Annotated in this window: 17 protein-coding genes and 1 other annotated feature (1 of these 18 running past the window's edge); of the genes, 1 reads left to right on the top strand and 16 read right to left on the bottom strand. The window is 38.1% G+C overall.

The genetic code is table 11. The features are described from left to right. Window positions 1–94 precede the first annotated feature (94 nt). The 6 genes from iolG to QSJ81_RS06140 form a co-directional block, all read right to left on the bottom strand. Window positions 95–1120: an inositol 2-dehydrogenase gene (iolG, locus tag QSJ81_RS06165; protein ID WP_285716540.1), complete on the bottom strand. Its 1026-nt coding sequence runs from the start codon at window positions 1118–1120 to the stop codon at window positions 95–97. A gap of 37 nt (window positions 1121–1157) precedes the next feature. Beyond that, on the bottom strand, window positions 1158–3095 hold the full coding sequence (gene iolD, locus QSJ81_RS06160; protein WP_285716539.1) for a 3D-(3,5/4)-trihydroxycyclohexane-1,2-dione acylhydrolase (decyclizing): 1938 nt from the start codon (window positions 3093–3095) through the stop codon (window positions 1158–1160). A 111-nt stretch (window positions 3096–3206) separates the two neighbouring features. Further along, window positions 3207–3995 (bottom strand): 5-deoxy-glucuronate isomerase, encoded by a 789-nt coding sequence (locus QSJ81_RS06155; protein ID WP_285716538.1) that lies wholly within the window; start codon window positions 3993–3995, stop codon window positions 3207–3209. Then, window positions 3992–5020 (bottom strand): 5-dehydro-2-deoxygluconokinase, encoded by a 1029-nt coding sequence (gene iolC / locus QSJ81_RS06150; protein WP_285716537.1) that lies wholly within the window; start codon window positions 5018–5020, stop codon window positions 3992–3994. The genes QSJ81_RS06155 and iolC overlap by 4 nt, the downstream gene beginning before the upstream one ends. Before the next feature lie 18 nt (window positions 5021–5038). Next, window positions 5039–5884 (bottom strand): class II fructose-bisphosphate aldolase, encoded by an 846-nt coding sequence (locus QSJ81_RS06145; protein ID WP_285716536.1) that lies wholly within the window; start codon window positions 5882–5884, stop codon window positions 5039–5041. Window positions 5885–5936: 52 nt separating this feature from the next. Continuing rightward, window positions 5937–7091, bottom strand: coding sequence for an iron-containing alcohol dehydrogenase (locus QSJ81_RS06140; protein ID WP_285716535.1), 1155 nt, complete (start codon window positions 7089–7091; stop codon window positions 5937–5939). A gap of 338 nt (window positions 7092–7429) precedes the next feature. Here QSJ81_RS06140 and QSJ81_RS06135 point away from each other — a divergent pair, with 338 nt between their 5' ends. Beyond that, window positions 7430–8206, top strand: a complete 777-nt coding sequence (locus QSJ81_RS06135; RefSeq protein WP_285716534.1) for a DeoR/GlpR family DNA-binding transcription regulator — start codon at window positions 7430–7432, stop codon at window positions 8204–8206. A 173-nt stretch (window positions 8207–8379) separates the two neighbouring features. Here the strand turns inward: QSJ81_RS06135 and QSJ81_RS06130 are convergent, their stop codons facing one another. The 10 genes from QSJ81_RS06130 to ilvA form a co-directional block, all read right to left on the bottom strand. After that, window positions 8380–9549, bottom strand: a complete 1170-nt coding sequence (locus QSJ81_RS06130) for an ABC transporter substrate-binding protein (RefSeq protein WP_285716533.1) — start codon at window positions 9547–9549, stop codon at window positions 8380–8382. Window positions 9550–9858: 309 nt separating this feature from the next. Then, the gene (gene pruA, locus QSJ81_RS06125) at window positions 9859–11406 is read right to left on the bottom strand and encodes an L-glutamate gamma-semialdehyde dehydrogenase (protein WP_285716532.1); all 1548 of its coding nucleotides are present in this window, start codon (window positions 11404–11406) and stop codon (window positions 9859–9861) included. 51 nt (window positions 11407–11457) lie between these two features. Next, window positions 11458–12606 (bottom strand): NAD(P)/FAD-dependent oxidoreductase, encoded by a 1149-nt coding sequence (locus tag QSJ81_RS06120; protein WP_285716531.1) that lies wholly within the window; start codon window positions 12604–12606, stop codon window positions 11458–11460. Then, complete coding sequence (locus QSJ81_RS06115) at window positions 12599–12877, bottom strand: (2Fe-2S)-binding protein (protein ID WP_285716530.1); 279 nt, start codon at window positions 12875–12877, stop codon at window positions 12599–12601. The genes QSJ81_RS06120 and QSJ81_RS06115 overlap by 8 nt, the downstream gene beginning before the upstream one ends. Further along, window positions 12864–13316 carry a 4Fe-4S binding protein gene (locus tag QSJ81_RS06110; protein WP_285716529.1) on the bottom strand — a complete coding sequence of 151 codons (453 nt, stop codon included), beginning with the start codon at window positions 13314–13316 and terminating at the stop codon, window positions 12864–12866. Before QSJ81_RS06110 ends, QSJ81_RS06115 begins: the two co-directional genes overlap by 14 nt. Before the next feature lies 1 nt (window position 13317). After that, window positions 13318–14406 (bottom strand): NAD(P)/FAD-dependent oxidoreductase, encoded by a 1089-nt coding sequence (locus QSJ81_RS06105; RefSeq protein ID WP_285716528.1) that lies wholly within the window; start codon window positions 14404–14406, stop codon window positions 13318–13320. Beyond that, the gene (locus tag QSJ81_RS06100) at window positions 14403–14708 is read right to left on the bottom strand and encodes a (2Fe-2S)-binding protein (protein WP_285716527.1); all 306 of its coding nucleotides are present in this window, start codon (window positions 14706–14708) and stop codon (window positions 14403–14405) included. The genes QSJ81_RS06105 and QSJ81_RS06100 overlap by 4 nt, the downstream gene beginning before the upstream one ends. 267 nt (window positions 14709–14975) lie before the next feature. Continuing rightward, complete coding sequence (locus tag QSJ81_RS06095) at window positions 14976–16448, bottom strand: sigma-54 interaction domain-containing protein (protein WP_285716526.1); 1473 nt, start codon at window positions 16446–16448, stop codon at window positions 14976–14978. 159 nt (window positions 16449–16607) lie between these two features. Continuing rightward, window positions 16608–17255, bottom strand: coding sequence for an alanine--tRNA ligase-related protein (locus tag QSJ81_RS06090; protein WP_285716525.1), 648 nt, complete (start codon window positions 17253–17255; stop codon window positions 16608–16610). A gap of 38 nt (window positions 17256–17293) precedes the next feature. Next, window positions 17294–18532 carry a threonine ammonia-lyase gene (gene ilvA, locus QSJ81_RS06085; protein WP_285716524.1) on the bottom strand — a complete coding sequence of 413 codons (1239 nt, stop codon included), beginning with the start codon at window positions 18530–18532 and terminating at the stop codon, window positions 17294–17296. A 51-nt stretch (window positions 18533–18583) separates the two neighbouring features. Beyond that, window positions 18584–18652: a binding site (T-box leader), on the bottom strand; it runs 155 nt beyond the window's last position.

Genomic DNA, 18652 nt, shown 5'->3' with positions numbered 1-18652 from the left:
TGCGAATTATACAATCGTTCAAGAGAAAGAAGGAAAAGAAGGATTGTATAATCGCACCAAAGAGAAAAACAATATCTAGTTAATACAAAAAGCCTTACAAACCGAAGCTGCTTTTAATCTCTGCTGTTTTTACTGGTCTACTTTCGATTATTGATTTTTTGGCCGCAAGCCCAATAATTACAGGCTCCAGCCCATCAACAACATTAACTGGAACATCTTTATCTTCAACAATGGCTTCAACAAATTCTCGGATTTCATTAGCGTAAGCCTGCATGTATCTTTCAAGGAAAAAATGCAATGGTTTCTCAGCAACAACTCCATCACTAGTACTCAATATTGCCGTAGAGGAAGCATCGTTACCTATCTCAACGGACCCTTTAGAACCAAAAACTTCGGCACGTTGGTCATAACCATAAGAGGCGCGTCTACAATTATCAATGACTGCCATAGCACCGTTTTTTAGTTTCATTGTTATGATCGCTGTATCAATATCACCAGCCTCACCAATCGCAGGATCAACTAACACGCCTCCAACAGCATACACTTCTTCTACTTCACTGCCTGACAAATAGCGAACCATATCAAAATCGTGAATCGTCATATCAAGGAACATACCACCTGAAACTTTTACATAACTAATTGGCGGTGCCTCTGGATCACGAGAAGTAATTTTTATAATATGCTGTGTCCCAATTTTTCCAGCTTCTACGGCTTCTTTAGCACTTCTAAAATTGTGATCAAATCGACGGTTAAAACCTACTTGATATTTACATTTTGAGCTTTGCACTACTTTCATTACTTCTTTAATTTTTTCTACATCATGATCAACTGGTTTCTCGCAGAATACGTGTTTCCCAGCTTGAATTGCTTCAATCGAAATAGGTGAATGAGTATCTGTAGAAGAGCAAATTAATACGGCATCAATTTCAGCATCATTTAAAATTTCTTTATAGTCCGTGTAGGCATGTTTTATGCCCATACCATTAGCCCACTCTTTTGTTTCTTGATTTAAAAAGGGATCGGCAATTGCCTTGACTTCTGCTCCTTTAACATAGTTACTAATGCTTTCTGCATGAACCTTACCAATTCTACCAGCACCAATAATACCAATTTTCAACATATTTACTCCACCTTCCAATAATTTAATACGCACCTTTTTAATACTTTCTTGCACCCATCAAGAACTGTTCTTTTTCTTTATAAGCAGCATTAATTTTAGGATTTGAAGACACTTCAGCGATACCAACATGCCATCCCGCCCCATAGCCATGAGTCATTGTTTTTGGCAGTACTTTAATATCAATCAATGTTGATACTAGCTGCTTCTTTGCATCTTCAACAGCAAATTGTAATTCTTCTAATGTACGTACAGAATAGGTTTTTACCCCATAGGCATCAGCCTGTTTGGCAAAATCTATTTTCATAAGATCTCCATCTAGCTTACCGTTTTTCCCATTGCGCTTTCTAAACTCCGTGTAGAAGCTTCCCATTCCATTACCCATTTGCAAATTATTGATACACCCAAAGCCAATATTATCAAACAATATAACATTGATTTTTATGTCTTCTTGAATACTTGTCACTAGTTCAGAATGAAGCATTAAATAACTTCCATCACCCGTCATCGCGTAAACTTCTCGTTCTGGTTCGGCTAGTTTAACACCTAAAGCTCCTGAAACTTCATATCCCATGCAAGAATATCCATATTCCATATGATACGTTCCCGCTTCTTTAGCACGCCATACTCTTTGCAAATCACCTGGCAAACTACCTGATGCACCGACAACAACAGCACTATCATCAAATAAGCGATTGAGCTCACCAATTACTGCAGTTTGTGTTAATGCTGACTGCAAAACATGATTATACTCCGCAATCTTTTCTTCACTAAAGCAGCCATCCACTTCAGGTATAAATCCCTTTGAAGAATAATTAACTTTATTCAATCTGTCCAATTCCATCTGCCAAGCCATTTGCGCCTTCTCGATTTGATCAGTGTACGCCGTTTTGTATCCTACCTCTTTTAGCTTCTCACCTAAGCATTCTAAGGTGACCTTTGCATCAGCGACCACTTTTATCGCATCTAACTTACCAGCATGAAATTCCGAAACATTTATTGTCAAAAATTCAACGTTTTCATTTGTAAAAACGCTTTTAGAGCCAGTAGTAAAATCAGTAAATCTAGTTCCAATACCAATTACAAGATCTGCACCATGAGCAATGTCATTGGCAGCAGAATTTCCCGTAACACCAATTCCTCCTAAGTTTAAAGGATGACTGCTTACGATTGCACTTTTCCCTGCTTGTGTTTCGCCAAAAGGTATATGAAAAGCTTCTGCAAATTTCCTAAGTGTTTCGCCCGCTTCCGAATACCTCACGCCACCACCACACACGATAATCGGCGTCTTCTTTCTTGCTATCACTTCAATTGCATCTTGAAGTGCAGCTTCTGAAGGAGATCTTCGATCGATTCGATGTACCCGCTCTTTAAAGAAAGACAGGGGATAATCGTAAGCCTCGCCTTGTACATCTTGGGGCAGCGCAATAGTAACAGCCCCCGTTTCTGCCGAGTCAGTCAATACCCTCATCGCATTAATCATAGCCGTCATAAGCTGTTCCGGTCTGTTGACCCTGTCCCAATATTTACTAACTGCCTTAAATGCGTCATTCGTTGAGATGGATAAATTGTGCGGCTGCTCGATTTGTTGTAATACTGGATCTGGTTGCCTACTAGCAAACACATCGCCTGGTAGCAACAACAGAGGAATATTATTTGCTGTCGCTGTTGCAGCAGCTGTAATCATATTGGCAGCACCAGGTCCCACGGAAGATGTGCACGCGTAAATTTGCTTGCGGTTTTTTTGTTTTGCAAAAGCAGCTGCCGCATGTGCCATTCCTTGCTCATTTTTACCTTGATACACTTCTAAGCTTCCCATTTCCTCTTCCAACGCCTGTCCAATTCCCACCACATTACCATGACCAAATATGGTAAAAATGCCTCTAACAAACCTTTCTCTTTTACCATCAACTTCAATATATTGCTGATTTAAAAATTTGACTAACGCCTGCGCCGTCGTTAATTTTACTGTCTGCATTCTACACATCCTCCAGAATAAGTAATTAACTTGAAACTTTTAATTTATTGGCAATTCTGTGTGATTTTTAAATAATCAATTAATTCTAGATATAAAGAAACAAGATTTATTTTACTTTTCAGGCCAAATTTTTGCATTTTTATCAAGTAACCATTCATGGCATTTTTCATTAATTCGATCCGTCCAAGGATTATTTTCCAAATGCCGTATCATCCAACAATAATACATAGCATAACCAGGAGCCGCAATCTGCGGATGAACCACTCCTCCAGGAATCAGGGAAAAACCATTATCTTTTACTTTGAAAACATTGTCGCCAATAATTGAACAGCCAAAACCTTGCGGTTTATCAAATTTGTAATAATAAACTTCTGGTTGTGGGTGATGATGAGGAATATAGCTAGACCATCGACCAGGATAAGTAATTACTTCTCCCATAACCATATTAGAATAAGGTGCATTGGAATAGTCAAACACGGTCCGTACAAGTCGCAATGCTGCCTCATTCCAAACTCCCTTTCCGAACTGCTCGCTAGTGCAATCCTCCGGACCATATAGTTTACTTTTAAACATTTTGTCATTATCCGTTTTTTGCACTAAGATCTCGCAATCACTCAGAGCCTCAATTGTAACCACCGTATCTTTTGGAACATGTAAACACCAAGGCTCTTCATTAAATACGGAGTTTCTTACCATAGCTTTCTCTTGTCCATCCCAAGACATAGTTAACTTACCATTCAACAGCAAAAAAGCCATCTCTTTATCTTTTTCGAAAAAACTACTTCTCATTTTCGAAGACATTTTCATAATGCCTACATCCATTAACATGTTATGTTCTTGATTGGCCACCTCAGTTACTGAATTGTATCCTGATTTAATTTCTTCCAAGCATCCAATCATACTCTTGCCTCCCAATCAATTTTTGTAATGACTTCTTCCCTCTTGCTTTCAATAAAGTTCTTAATGTCTGCCACTTTCGGCATCGCTCCCGAACAACTGTGGCTAGAAACCACCATAGCTGCTGATGCCGTTCCAAACTCTAATGCTTCCTTGATATCCCAATTTTCTAAAATACCATAAATGAAAGCAGATGCATAAGCATCTCCGCCACCAAAGGACTTAAGAAGTTGTATGGAAAAAGAATTTACTTTATAAGCATTTTTATCTTCACAATAGGCGATAGAACCTTTTTTTCCGTGTTTTATAATTACAATTTTATTGCCATAATTTATATATTTATCAGCGATCTGATAATCTTTTACATCGTTATTCTCATCTAGCATTTCCGTCAAATCAAATTCTTCACGAGAGCCAATAATAATATCACTCATTTTACCTGCTAACGAGTAATAAATTGCAATTTCTGCTTTTGATTTCCAAGTATAACTACGATAATCAATATCAAATATAATCATCGTCCCATGCCTTTTTGCATATTCCATTGCTAAAAAGCATGCTTCTCTCGAAGGACTAGCCGCTAATGCAGTTCCAGAAATCAGTAAGATTTTAGAGTTTTTTATGTATTCCTCAGAAATATCTTCTGTTGATAATTGAAGATCTGCCACTCCATTTCTATACATTAATATTTGACTTTGAGTTGGGCTCAATATTTCTGTAAATGTAAGTCCTAGCACTTCTCCATTTTTTGTTTCAGATATGTTCGATATGTCGATACCTTCACTCTTAAAATAATCTTTAACGAAAACACCAAATTGGTCATCTGAAACCTTGCCAATAAACCCAACTTTTTTATTTAAACGCGCAAGTCCTACAGCAATATTTGCTGGAGATCCGCCCAAATATTTTGTAAAGGTTGTAACTTCTGATAAAGGCCTATGTAGTTCGTTAGGATTAAAATCAATGGCAACTCTCCCAAGTGGAATTACATCTATCTTTTTTGCTGAATCAAATTTAATACTATTCATATTGCAAAGCCTCCATTTTTAGATTCTATTATCGCTACCAAATATTTTAATATGATGTTTCACATTTTCATAGGTCGCTTCAACAACCGCATTCGAATGTTGAAAGTAGGTAATATCCCGGGAATTTCCAAACATAGCACCTACTTTTTTCACTACACTTTCAAAAGACGCTGTAGCAATATTTATCTTTTTAACACCTTTTGCTATACATTGCTTAAAATCATCGTCTGTAAGTCCTGAGCCACCATGTAAAACTAACGGACATGTAATACTTTCTTTAATCTCGTTTAACCGATTAAACTGTAAGTTAGGCGCTACCTTATACGTGCCATGTATCGTACCAATTGCGACTGCTAAGGCATCAACCTGAGTTTCTTCATAAAACTGCTTCGCTTCTTTAACTGAGGTTATAAGTACTTCTATATTCTCATAATCTCCTTCCGACCCGCCGACTTTACCAATTTCAGCTTCTAAGGATGCCCCCTTCTTTTTCGCGAGCTCTTTTATTTTTTTTGTCATTTCAATATTTTGCGCTAAAGGGTATTGAGAACCATCAAACATAACGGAAGAAAAACCTAATTCCAGAGCTTGTGATATCACGGATAAGCTCGATCCATGATCAAGGTGTACAACCACAGGGACCTTCGCATTTTGGGCCGCTGCGATCATCACTGGGCCAATTAAATGTAGAGGAGAATATTTCATCCGTCCCTCTGCTACCTGGATAATAATTGGAGAATTTAATTCTTCTGCTGCTTGAATTGCACCCATGACCATTTCCATATTGGCAATATTAAATGCGCCAATACCATACCCCTTAGTTCCAATGCTTTCTAAGGCATTTTCCAATGTAATTAAAGCCATGTATATCCTCCTTTGTCAATTACTCGAAAAATAAAAGATTTTTCAGATTTTTTTATTCCCATAACTTTATATAGATTTCTATAATTTCGTCCTTGTTAAAATTTCGCAATGCATTAGCCGGACTACCACTTTCAAGAGCATCTTCTGCCATTTTATCAAGATTTCGATAAAATTCATCTCTATTTATCTTCAATTCTTCTAAAGTTGGCACCTGTAACGTCTTACAAAACTGTTCTATCACACTTACTAGTTTTTGAGCGGCTTCTAGTTCACTCATAGTTTCTTTATAGATACCAATGGTTTTAGCGATCTCAGCAAACCTCGTAACATGACCAGCAATAGCATATTCTAAACATTTCGCAAGCAAAATCGCATTCGATACACCATGGGGAACATGAAAAATAGCTCCAATAGGCCTACTCATACCATGCACAATTGTTACTGAAGAATTATTAAAAGCAATACCAGCTTCCAAGGCACCTAACGACATTTCATACCTTGCTTGCATGTTCTGGCCATTTTTAAATACTACATTTAAATTATCGTAGATACGTTTGATTGCTGACAAGGCAAAAACATCCGATAAGGGCTGAGCACGTTTTGATGTATATGCCTCAATCGCATGAGTTAAGGCGTCAATACCAGTTGCAACCGTTACCGCTGGCGGAGTTGTTACCGTAAATTCAGGATCGACTACAGCGAGCTTCGGCATTAAGGCCGGTCCTTTCAACAACATCTTTACATTGTTTTCAGTGTCAGTAATAATTGTAAACTGCGTAACTTCCGACCCCGTTCCCGCTGTTGTCGGAATTGCCACTAGGTAAGGGATTTCCGTATTAATAACTTCACCCATATAATCATTGATTTTCCCACTGCTAACAGACATAAAACCAATCGCCTTTGCCGCATCAATAGGACTTCCGCCACCCAAGGCAATAATAAACTTGCAATTAGTTTGCTGAAAAACTGCAACACCTTTTTCTACAACTACGTCGGTAGGCTCGCTATTCACTTCATCGTATACTTCATAGGAAATTCCACATTTGTCCAGTATATTAGATACTCTCTCAACATTTCCGATTTTGGTCATTATATTATCACTTACAATGAGAGCTTTATCTCCTTTGTTCCTAACATGTGGTTCTAGTTGGTTTATTGCGCCAATGCCAGATAATATTTTAGATGGCATTAAAAAAATATTATTCAAATTAACCACTCCTTATTAAATTTTAGCATATTATTGTTTCTTTTTGGTTATATTATGATTACCTTTTAGTTATAAATTACTACACTTCATCATCTTTGTCAATCTTTTTCCATCATTAAATCATGACTTTATCTAACAAAAAAATTTATCATTCTTATATTTCATTGTTTTAAAATGTAATTTTATGGTAATTATATGGTTAAAAGGTTCGTAATATGTATTATTGATATTAATCACACAGAACTCCAAAACTTACTCATAAAATAACAATTTTTGCTTGTATCATGAGTGGATATTGCATATAATATTATAAGAATACTTAATTGTGAGGTTATAATTTGAAAATCAATCGACTTAGTGAAATTCAAAAGTATATACGGGAAGTAGAAAATGTATCTTTGGATACATTATGTGACGTTTTTAAAGTTTCCAAAAATACAATTCGCAGAGATGTTACTGAATTACAGAAAAAAGGGCTCATCACAAAAGTGTATGGTGGCATTACAATTAACCAGAAGAATCCCAATGAATTATTTGAATCACGAGAACCATTTGAATCTAGGGAGGGAAAAAATCAAGCTGAAAAAATAGCAATTGCAAAGCTTGCAAGTGAATTGGTAGAAGACGGCGATGTTATATTTATTGATTCCGGGACAACGACAAAACACATGATTCCTTTCCTTGCTCTTAAAGAAAATATCACGATTATTACATCAAACTTACACGTTATTCTTGCTTCTATTCCTTATCCAAAATTAAATATAATTTCAACTGGCGGAGTTCTTTATCGGGAAACCATTTCACTTACCGGCATCGGTGTCATTAGTTTTTTAAAGGATTATAATATTTCCAAATCCTTTTTAGCTTCAACAGGAGTGTCGTTAGCCAAAGGTGTAACTAATATATCCCCTCTTGAGTCGGAAATAAAACGCTACTTAGTAGAAAATAGTATCACGACTTCATTACTAGTTGATCATTCTAAAATAGATATTGCTTCTCTAATGACTTATTGTCGATTAGAAGATTTAAAATTTTTTATCACTGATAAACTCCCACCAAAAGAATATATAGACTTTTTTGCTGCAAATGATATAACCCTTTTAACACCGCAATAAGAACCTTCGATATAAGAAAAGACTTGGCTTGTGCCAAGTCCTCGGACGCAGGCAGAAGCCTCAGTCGTTCTTACTTGGAATCAAGAAAGTGTTATACTTTCTGATTCCGTTAATAAAACTACAAAAGGACTGCCAAGGCAAAATTGCCTTGGCAGTCCTTTTGTAGTTTTTAATTAAGGTTTAACTGTTTCTTTATATACTTGCTTGCCATTTTTCATTTCAATTATAACCGCACTCTTGATTGCATCATGAGTCTCATTTAATGTCAAAGCACCTGTTACACCTTGGAAGTCTTTTGTTGCAGCAAGGGCTTCACGAATTTTTTCTGAATCTGTGCTGTTAGCACGTTTGATAGCGTCTACTAAAGCATAAGCTGCATCATATCCAAGAACAGCCATTGCATCTGGCACTTGACCATATTCTTTCTGGAAAGCATCTAAGAAAGCTTTTGATTTAGGGCTGTTGTCTTCAACGGAATAGTGATTCGTAAAGTAAGAGTTATTAAGAGCATCTGCTCCACCAATTTCAGCTAATTTAGGGGAATCCCAGCCATCGCCACCAACGAATGGTACTGTGATGCCAATTTCGCGGGCTTGTTTAATAATCTTACCAACTTCGCCATAATAACCAGGTACATAAATTACGTCTGGATTGGTTGCTTTAATTTTTGTTAACACCGTCTTGAAATCTTGGTCATTTTGCAAGTAAGCTTCTTCGATAGCGACTGTACCGCCACCTTTAGTGAAGGCATCTTTAAAGAATTTAGATAATCCTTTGCTATAGTCACTGGAATTATCAATCATAATAGCAGCATTTTTCGCTTTTAAGGAATTTAGAACGAAATTAGCACCTACAGTTCCTTGGAAAGGATCAATGAAGCAAACACGGAAGGTATAGTTTTTTACCTTTCCAGTATTTTCATCTAGTGTTACTTTAGGATTTGTTGTCGCAGCGGCAACAAATGGAATTTTATTTGCTTCTGCAACTGTAGAACCTGCAATACCGTTTGAGCTAGTTGTAAAGCCAGTAACGGCAATTACTTTATCTTGGGAAATAACTTTTGTCATAGCATTAGAGGATTCGGATGGTTCACCTTTGTTGTCGGCAACAGAGATTTGAATTTGTTTGCCTAAGACACCACCATTGGCATTAATTTCTTTGAATGCTAATTTAGCACCATTCGCAGCAGCTGTACCAAAAGATGCAGTGCTTCCTGTTAATTCATATACAACACCAATCTTGATATCTTTACTTGCACTTGAGCCACACCCAGTTAACAGACCAGCGACTAAACTAGTACCAACAATTAGAGATAACCATTTCGCATTCATCTTTTTAAACACAATAATCCCCCTTTTTATTCCTATTATTTTGTAAATATTTTTCTCCCACCCTTTTCCCTACCACCCCCACCAAGATATCGAAAAAGGCGCTTTAAACAAGAGATAATTATCCCTGTTTAAAGCACCTTTGCTTTAATCTGTATTTAATTTTCATTATACCGTGCACTTCTCAACTTGACAAGTGTTTTTTCTAAAAAAACATTTTTTATTTTTTATAACATTTTAAATACTTTTTGCTGCCAGAACCGTGAAATTAGTAACATTCTTTTACTACATCATCTGAATTGATGCATAAGAACCTTCTTTTTATTATAATTTTTCGCAGATGGATTTTGCTTGTAAAAACAACAGTAAATAATCAGCGCCACCAGCTTTCGAATCCGTTCCAGATAAGTTAAAGCCGCCAAAAGGATGAACACCTACTAAGGCGCCAGTACATTTACGATTAAAATACAAGTTACCTACATGAAACTCACGGCGTGCTTGCTCTAGTTTTGCACGATTCTTAGAGTATACCGCACCAGTAAGACCATATTCAGTGCCGTTAGCAATGGCTAGGGCATGATCAAAGTCATCTGCCGAGATAACAGCGAGTACTGGGCCAAAAATTTCTTCTTGAGAAATCCGTGCTTCTGATGCAATGCCTGAAAACACAGTGGGTTCAATAAAGTAACCTTGATCACCAGCTGTTGATCCACCACATTCTAATTTTCCTTCTGTTTTGCCTATTTCAATATAACTTAGAATTTTTTTGTAGGAACTTTCATCAATTACAGGACCAATATTACTATCTGGACTGCTAGCAGCACCAATGCGAAGCGCCTTAGTTTTTTCAACTACTTTTGCTAACAGAACGTCATAAACATCTTTTACAACAATTGCGCGAGAGCAAGCAGAACATTTTTGTCCTTGGAAACCAAAGGCAGAGGCAACAATGCCAGCAGCAGCTTCCTCGATATCCGCTTCACTGTCGACAATGATAGAATCTTTCCCCCCCATTTCAGCGACGACTCGTTTAATCCATTTTTGTCCCGGGGACAAATCTGCAGCTAATTTGTTAATACGAAGCCCAATTTCCTTGGAACCCGTAAAGTTGATAAAACGAACTTGCGCATGGGAAACCAAATAATCGCCAATCGTTCCACCACTACCTGGAAGATAGTTGACAACACCAGCAGGCAACGATACTTCTTCCCAAAGTTCCATAAACTTAGCGGCAATTACAGGTGTAGAACTAGCAGGCTTCATAATCACTGTATTTCCTGCTACAATGGCAGCCGCAGTCATACCAGCTAGGATTGCCAATGGGAAATTCCATGGTGGAATGACAACGCCAACACCTAATGGGATATATGAACATTCATTCTGTTCCCCAGGATAAGGAGTGACTTCCATCCCTTTTGCGTATTTATCCATCTGACGAGCATAGTACTCCATAAAATCAATGGCTTCAGCAGTATCAGCATCTGCTTCTGCCCAGGTTTTTCCTGCTTCTTCTACCAACCAAGCGGAAAACTCAAATTTACGTCTACGCAAAACTGCTGATGCTTTAAACAAGTAAAGAGAACGTTCTGCGGGGCAAACATATTGCCAGGAAGCGAAAGCTTGCTTAGCAGCTTCTACTGCTTTTTCAGCTAAATCTACATTGGCCCGAGCTACTGTACCAACAATATCAACTGTGTTAGAAGGATTGATAGACGTAATACGTGCTTCTGTGTTAATCTTTTCCCCACCAATCACCAACTGATAATGAGCACTTTTTTCTAATTGTACCGCAGCCAATGCTTTCTCCATAGCCGCTTTGTTTTCAGGGATACCAAAATTGGTAAACGGTTCATTTTTGTATTCTGTAATCATGTATTTATTCCTCGCTTTCTTATAATAAAATACCAGACTATAATTAGTTGATTATACGACAGAAGGTTCTACAAATAGTTCACCACGTTCAAAACGTCCTGCATCAAACATTTGGATTGGGAATGCCGTTGGTTTACCCACTATCATTTCAGCCATCAATTGTCCTGTAATCGGTGAAATCATGAAGCCATGCCCACTGAATCCTGCCGCAGTATAAAAACGTTGCAATTGTGGACTATTACCAAGTATAGGAGTACGATCAGGACACATGTCATATAAGCCAGCCCACTGCCTGACAATATTTAACCCTGCTAAGGGAGGTAATATTTCCACTACTCGTTCTACCATATCACGTAAAAACTGCCAACTGGAATTGATATCATATCCTTCCGGTTCATTCGGATGACCAATTCCCATAATAAAGCTGCCATGAGGACTTTGTTGACAATACAAGTTGTGATAAAAACTCATTACCATGGGCCCCATAGTAGGTTCTACAGGCTCAGTTACAAGAATCTCATGACGTTCTGGAAAGATTGGTAGTTCCACGCCAACCATACGACCTACTTCTTTGGCATATCCTCCTGCCGCATTGACAACTGTATCTGTCTGAATATCTCCCTGGTTTGTATGGACAGACACAATTTTGCCATTTTCCGTTTCAATTCCTAACACTTGTGTATTTGTATAAATTTCGACCTGTAGTTTTTTTGCAGCTTGAGCATAGGCTTCCGTTACTTTGAAAGGGTTACAATGACCATCTTCCGCGCAATAAGTAGCACCAAGCATTCCTTTTGTATTTAGGAAGGGTACAATCTCTAGAGATTCTTCGGGTGTTACCCACTTTGCTGGAATAGCAAGAGACTTCTGCAAGACTAAATTTTGTTTAAACTGCTCTGCCATCTTCTCGGAATAAGCTGGCATAAGATATCCGTTTTGCGTAAATTCAATATCTACATCTACGTTGAGTAATTCAGGCAAATGGGATAACATTTTGACGCTTTCTCTCGATAATAGACAATTGGTTTCAGTACCCCACTGCATTCGCATGCCTGCACCGCAACGGCCAGTAGATCCACTTGCTAGGTAGTTTTTCTCTAATACTACGACTTTTCCCGCCCCTAATTTGGCTAGGTTATAAGCCGTAGAGCAACCAACAACACCACCACCAATGACTACAACATCTGCCGACTTAATCATTTTTTTCCCCTCCTAACAAGGAAGCCATTTTAATTGGTAAGGTAGAGGGGCGGAACTTTGCTAAAGGAATTTCAGAAATGGGCTTTCCGGTTGCCTTAGCAATTTCATTAGCAATAAGAGGAGCACAGGTCCTTCCCTGACAAGGCCCCATGCCAGCGCGACAAGCTCTTTTAATTTCTTCTAAAGTATGTTTTCCTAGTGCAATTTGTTCTCTTATTTCCCCTAAGGTTATATCTTCACAACGACAGATAATAATATCATTTTGCTCCATCACGTTCCTCCTTTCTCAGGCGAATGCTACGGACCTCCATAGCTAACTCCTGAGGTACAGATAACCAAATAATATTTGTTTTATTTGGTGAGTTCTGCACACGAATGACTTGGGCGCTGCCTACGCACTCACCTTGTCGATTTAGTGCATCCACCTCTTCCTTGGCACTGGGCAAAGGAGAAAACTCATAAGGAATTTTGACTAAGGCAGCTTCTTTACTATAGGTATAATCTACTACGAATATCGATACTCCTGGGCAATGAGTCATACAGACGCCACAACCATTGCAAAGTTCTTCATTTAACGAAGGACAATCATTTATTTCTTTTACCGTAATGGCTCCTCGCGGACAAGCATCTGCGCAGGGATTACAAGGAATTTGCTGTAAACATTCAAACAAGGCGACTGGACCTTCAGCAAAACGTTCTTTTGATGGCATTCTATCCAACCTCCTCTAGGACAACTTTGCTAAGTCCATTACAGATTTTCACACTTGCTGGACCAGATCGTAGAGCACTCAGTTGAAACTTTGCTTCTTGCAGATCTTTTAAGAATGTATTACTTGTATAGCCTAAAGCCGACGCAACGTAAAGTCCTGCTATTTTTCCCTCTACCATAGCCGCCGAAGCTTCTTCCACACCAGAAACATCACCTGCAACATAAATATTCTCGTGAGTCGTTCTCATATTTGCATCCCGCAAAGGAACATAGCCACCTAACTCTCCTGCATACTTCATCTTACAGCCAGCCTGCCATAATAATTCTGTTAACGGACTCAGGCCAACAGCTAGGCAAAGTCCATCTACAGGAATATATTGATCGCTTCCCTCAATTGGCTGCCAATTTTCGTCTAGTTTGCAAATGGTAACGCCTTCTAAGTAAGAATCCCCGTGAGCTGATTTCACAGAATGAGAAGTATAAATTGGTACGCCATGACGCTTTAACTTAGCGGTATGAACTTGATATCCACCTACTTGAGGTGCTGCTTCTACGATACCTGCTACCTCAACACCTGCCTGCAATAGTTGATAGGCAACAATTACACCAATGTTTCCTGCTCCTACCATTAATAATCGTTTGCCTGGTACAACACCATGTACATTCATTAAGGTCTGCACTGCCCCTGCACCATAAATACCTGGTAGATCATTATTAGGAAATGTCATTGTTTTTTCCGAAGCACCTGTTGCAATAATGATTTTCTTTGGCTTCACAGTGCAGAATGCGCCTTCATGAGAAATAGTAACAACTCCGTCAGGGTAAATTCCAAGTACTGCTGCATTCTTCCAAAGTGTTATATTTGAACATTCTTGACTTGAACTGATTAACTTATTTGCTATATCGATTCCTCGTTCACCAGCAAATTCAGCTTTTGAACCAAAAAACTTATGGGTTTGTTTGATGAGCTGCCCACCTAAGCGATCGGCCCTTTCAACTAAAAGTACTTTTGCCCCAGCTTCTGCAGCATGGATGGCTGCCATTAAGCCCGCAGGACCAGCACCAACAACTAGTATTTCTGTAGCAATCATAAAATCTTCCCCCTCCCTTCTTGCGTCTCAACAACCATACCAGCACGAAGGGGTTCGACACAAACTCGTACGTTCGGAATTTTATCTACAGTCATTAAACAAGAAGAACAGTTTCCAATTGCACAAAAAAGACCACGAGGACGATGACGTCCATGACTATGACGTAATACCTTTATATCAGCCGCATGTAATGCAGCAGCAATCGGCTCTCCCTCTACTCCTTCTAACCTTTGACCATTTAAGGTGAAGGAAACCATGGTTTGTTGTGGAAATGTCAAAATTGGATGGTTGACAATTCTCATAGATAAACACCTCCTGCCTTAAACTATTGCAACATCCGTGCCAACTATAAAAAACATTTATTTTTTTGACACATACTATTGTAATTTATCAATAAAAAAAGCCTCTACATCCTTTAAAATCACTATTTTAAAAGATACAGAGGAGTTAGTAAAAATAAATCTACAGACACAAACGATAGTACTAAAAATCATCTTGCATACCGGAATAATATCTTTGCGCCTTTTGGTTTCCCTAAATTTTATCTAAACGTTGACGATAGTGTCAGTTTATTGACACTCTAATCCTAGTCTTTGCATTTTGTAGTAGAGAGTACTGCGAGGGATGCCTAATTTTTTCGCTGCCGCAGCTTTATTATAATGTTGTTCTGATAACACCTTGGCAATCATTTCTTTTTCTAAACTAATTGTTACCTCAAGAAGACCAGCATCGATTATCCTAGTTTCCGAATCCACTACATGACAGACTAATTGATTGAAATTACTCGGCAAGTTATCCATCCCCAAGAAATTACTATCTGCTAGAACAACCAACCTTTCCAGCACATTAAACAACTCCCTAATATTTCCAGGCCAAGAATATTGAATCAGGGAAGCCATAAGGGCTGGATCTACTTTGCTAATCTTTTTGTCATGAAGGTTACCGTAATACTCTATTCCTTTATGAACCAGTTCCGGAATATCATCTAAACGTTCCCTTAATGAGGGCAAGGATACTGCCACTACATTTAAGCGGTAGTATAAATCTTCCCGAAATTCACCCTGGCGGATCATTTCTTCCAAATTACGATGGGTAGCTGCAATAATTCGTACATCAATATGGATGGCTTTATTACCACCAACTCGAAAAAAACTTTTATCTTGTAAGACCCTTAATAGCTTAACTTGCATATCTTTAGGCATATCACCTAATTCGTCCAGTAATAAAGTTCCCCCATTTGCTTGTTCTAACAAACCTACTTTTCCCTTTCGATCTGCTCCCGTAAAGGCACCTGGTTGATAACCAAATAACTCGCTTTCAAATAAATTAGGCGATATCGCTCCGCAATTTATGGCAATAAAAGGTCCACTACATTGGCTAGCATCATGAATTGCACGGGCAAATAGTTCTTTTCCTGTACCACTTTCACCTCGTAGTAATACTGGCACCTTAGTCGAAGCAACACGTCTAGCTATACTAATGGCTTCCCGAATCGCTGTACTGTGACCATATATAGCCGCAAAATAATCGGCTTGGGAATGAATCTTATCAATTTCTTGCTTAAGTGATTGCACTTCCTGATGGGTTTGCGATAATTTTTGATTTAATTGTACTACCTCTGTAATATCTCGTTCTGCACAAACTCCACCAATCACTTGCCCCCATAAACGTACAGGCCTCGCATTAATGAGCACATGAGTATCAGGACAAGGTGTATGATATTCTTCATGAACGGTTCGACGCTCTTTCATCACTTTTGTTAACATCAAATTCGAAAAAAAACCTTCGATGGGTTTCTCTATAATCTCATCCGCAGCAATGCCGTATAAAAGCTCTGCATGATGGTTCCACACTACTACTTTATCCGATTCATCAATAACACATACTGCTTCATTTACTGTATCTAGTAAGGCTTCTAACCTAGCTTGCTGCAATTGATATAAAGACAATAGTGCTTGAAAACCCTCGATAATCTTATCTGACTGCTTTGTTTCAATATATGTGGATAACTGTTCCACAGTCAAGGGAATTTGCATGCTCATAGTAGAATACCTCCCTCTATAAATACAAAAAAGATGCCCAATACAGAACGACAACCGTCCCTGTACAAGCATCTTTGCTTGTGTCAGTTTGCTGACACTTTTTTCTTTCATTATAAGATACGAAATATAAATAGGCAATAGTATTTTTTTGACATCTTGCTACTCAGTCAGATATATTTCAATTCTTTCTTTGTTTTTCCCTAAGCCTTTTCCTCTTTTTAGACGAATTGCTCCTACTTCACTAGTCCGCTTAATATGGGTTCCACCGCAAGGCACCTTGGCGAAACCGTCTATTTGCCAATAACGAATTTCCTTTTCTTCATCACTAAAGGCACTGGTTATTGGAACATCTGATTTTATTAGTTCCTTTGATTTTTCTTCAAGTAAAGGAAAGGCTGCTGAAATATTTCCTTCCCACTCAAAATCCACTCTTGCTTTATCTGAAGTAATATTTGCACCGATTTTTTTTGGATTATGAAAGTGCTGGGTCATTAATTCTAAGATAATTTCGGCAGCAAAATGCAAGCGCATAATTTTGTATCTTTTCTCCCAGTCAACAACAAGGTTAACTGTATCACCAACCTTTAGATCTTGATCTGTGTCTAACCTATAATATATTTCCTTTTCCACTTTTTTGGCCTCTACAATCTGGTAATCATTCATAGTACCAGAATCCGATACCTGTCCACCAGAAAAGGCATATACTATAGTTTCATCTAAGGCAATGCCATTTTCATCAATAGAAGTTACCCTTGCAATATGTTCTTTCAAATATGGATCTTCCCAAAATACTTTTTTGACAGTCATATTGTCACCTCATATATTAGGATTGTTTAACTTTTTTTCTAATAAATTTTTTGAATTTCTATGCCATGCTTCTGGAATGTTGATTCGATTTCCTCCACATGACAATGCCCGTTTGTTTCCACTGTTACTTCTAGCTGAACTTGTTTAAAACTATCCATAACCTTAGACTGATTATGATCTAATTTTATTACATTTGCATTCGAATCAGAAAGTATTTTTGCAACATGTAGTAACTCACCTGGTTTATCTGGTAGATTGACAGTAAAACAAAACAATCTGCCCCGAAATACAAGTGCTTTATTAATAATGGCAGAAATGGTTAGAATATCAATATTTCCACCACTTACTAAACAAACTACCTTTTTCCCTTTCGACTGTAATTTTTTTAGCCCTGCTAAAGACAATGCTCCTGCGCCTTCGGTAATCAGCTTATGTTTCTCGATTAAAAGTAGTATGGCCTCTGCTATATCAAAATCAGAAACCGTGATAATTTCATCTACAAATTCTCTAATAAACTCAAAGGTTAACGTCCCCGGCCTCTTAACTGCTGCTCCATCAGCTATGGTATCCACTTTCTCTAATTCCGTTACTTTCCCTTGAGCGAGGGATTCCTTTATACAGCAGGCTCCATCTGGTTCCACTCCGATTACCTTTATGCTTGGTTTTAGCATTTTTGCGACAAAAGCCACCCCGCTAGCCAAACCGCCTCCCCCTATGGGAACTAGTATCTCATCAACATCTTCTAAATCATTTAAGATATCTAACGCTACAGTCCCTTGCCCAATGATAACATCCAAGTCATCAAAAGGATGAACAAAAACATAATTATGCTCTGCCTCAAGCTCTCTCGCCTTTTTATATGCCTCGTCATAACTATCACCATATAAGACTACTTCTGCACCATAATTTTTCGTCGCCTCTACTTTGATGATCGGTGTAGTCGCCGGCATAACTACAGTAGCCTTAATTCCAAGTAATTGAGCAGCATAACCAATACCTTGGGCATGATTTCCCGCAGAAGAGGCGATAACACCTCTGCTTTTCTCTAATTCATTTAGTTTACTCAATTTATTATAAGCACCACGGATTTTAAAAGCACCTGTCATTTGCAGATTTTCTGGTTTTATGAATACACGATTTCCACACTCACTACTAAAAACTGGACTTTCAATCAGTTCCGTTTTTTTTATCACGCCCTGCAATTTTTGATTTGCTATATAGATATCTTCCATTGATACATAAGAATTTCCTAGTTTAAAAGGTTTGCCGTTTGACATAAAATTACCTCCTATATTTCAATATAAATAAAAAGCCCGTCCTTGAAAATATCCAAGGACGAGCTATACCCGCGTTACCACCTTAATTGCATAATAATGCCGCTTATCAGTTCTATCAAA

The sequence above is a fragment of the Pelosinus sp. IPA-1 genome (assembly GCF_030269905.1).
In the GTDB taxonomy this organism is placed as follows: Bacteria; Bacillota; Negativicutes; order DSM-13327; family DSM-13327; genus Pelosinus.
The sequence above is the reverse complement of the archived record's forward strand: the minus strand, read 5'-3'. Positions and strand labels throughout refer to the sequence as shown.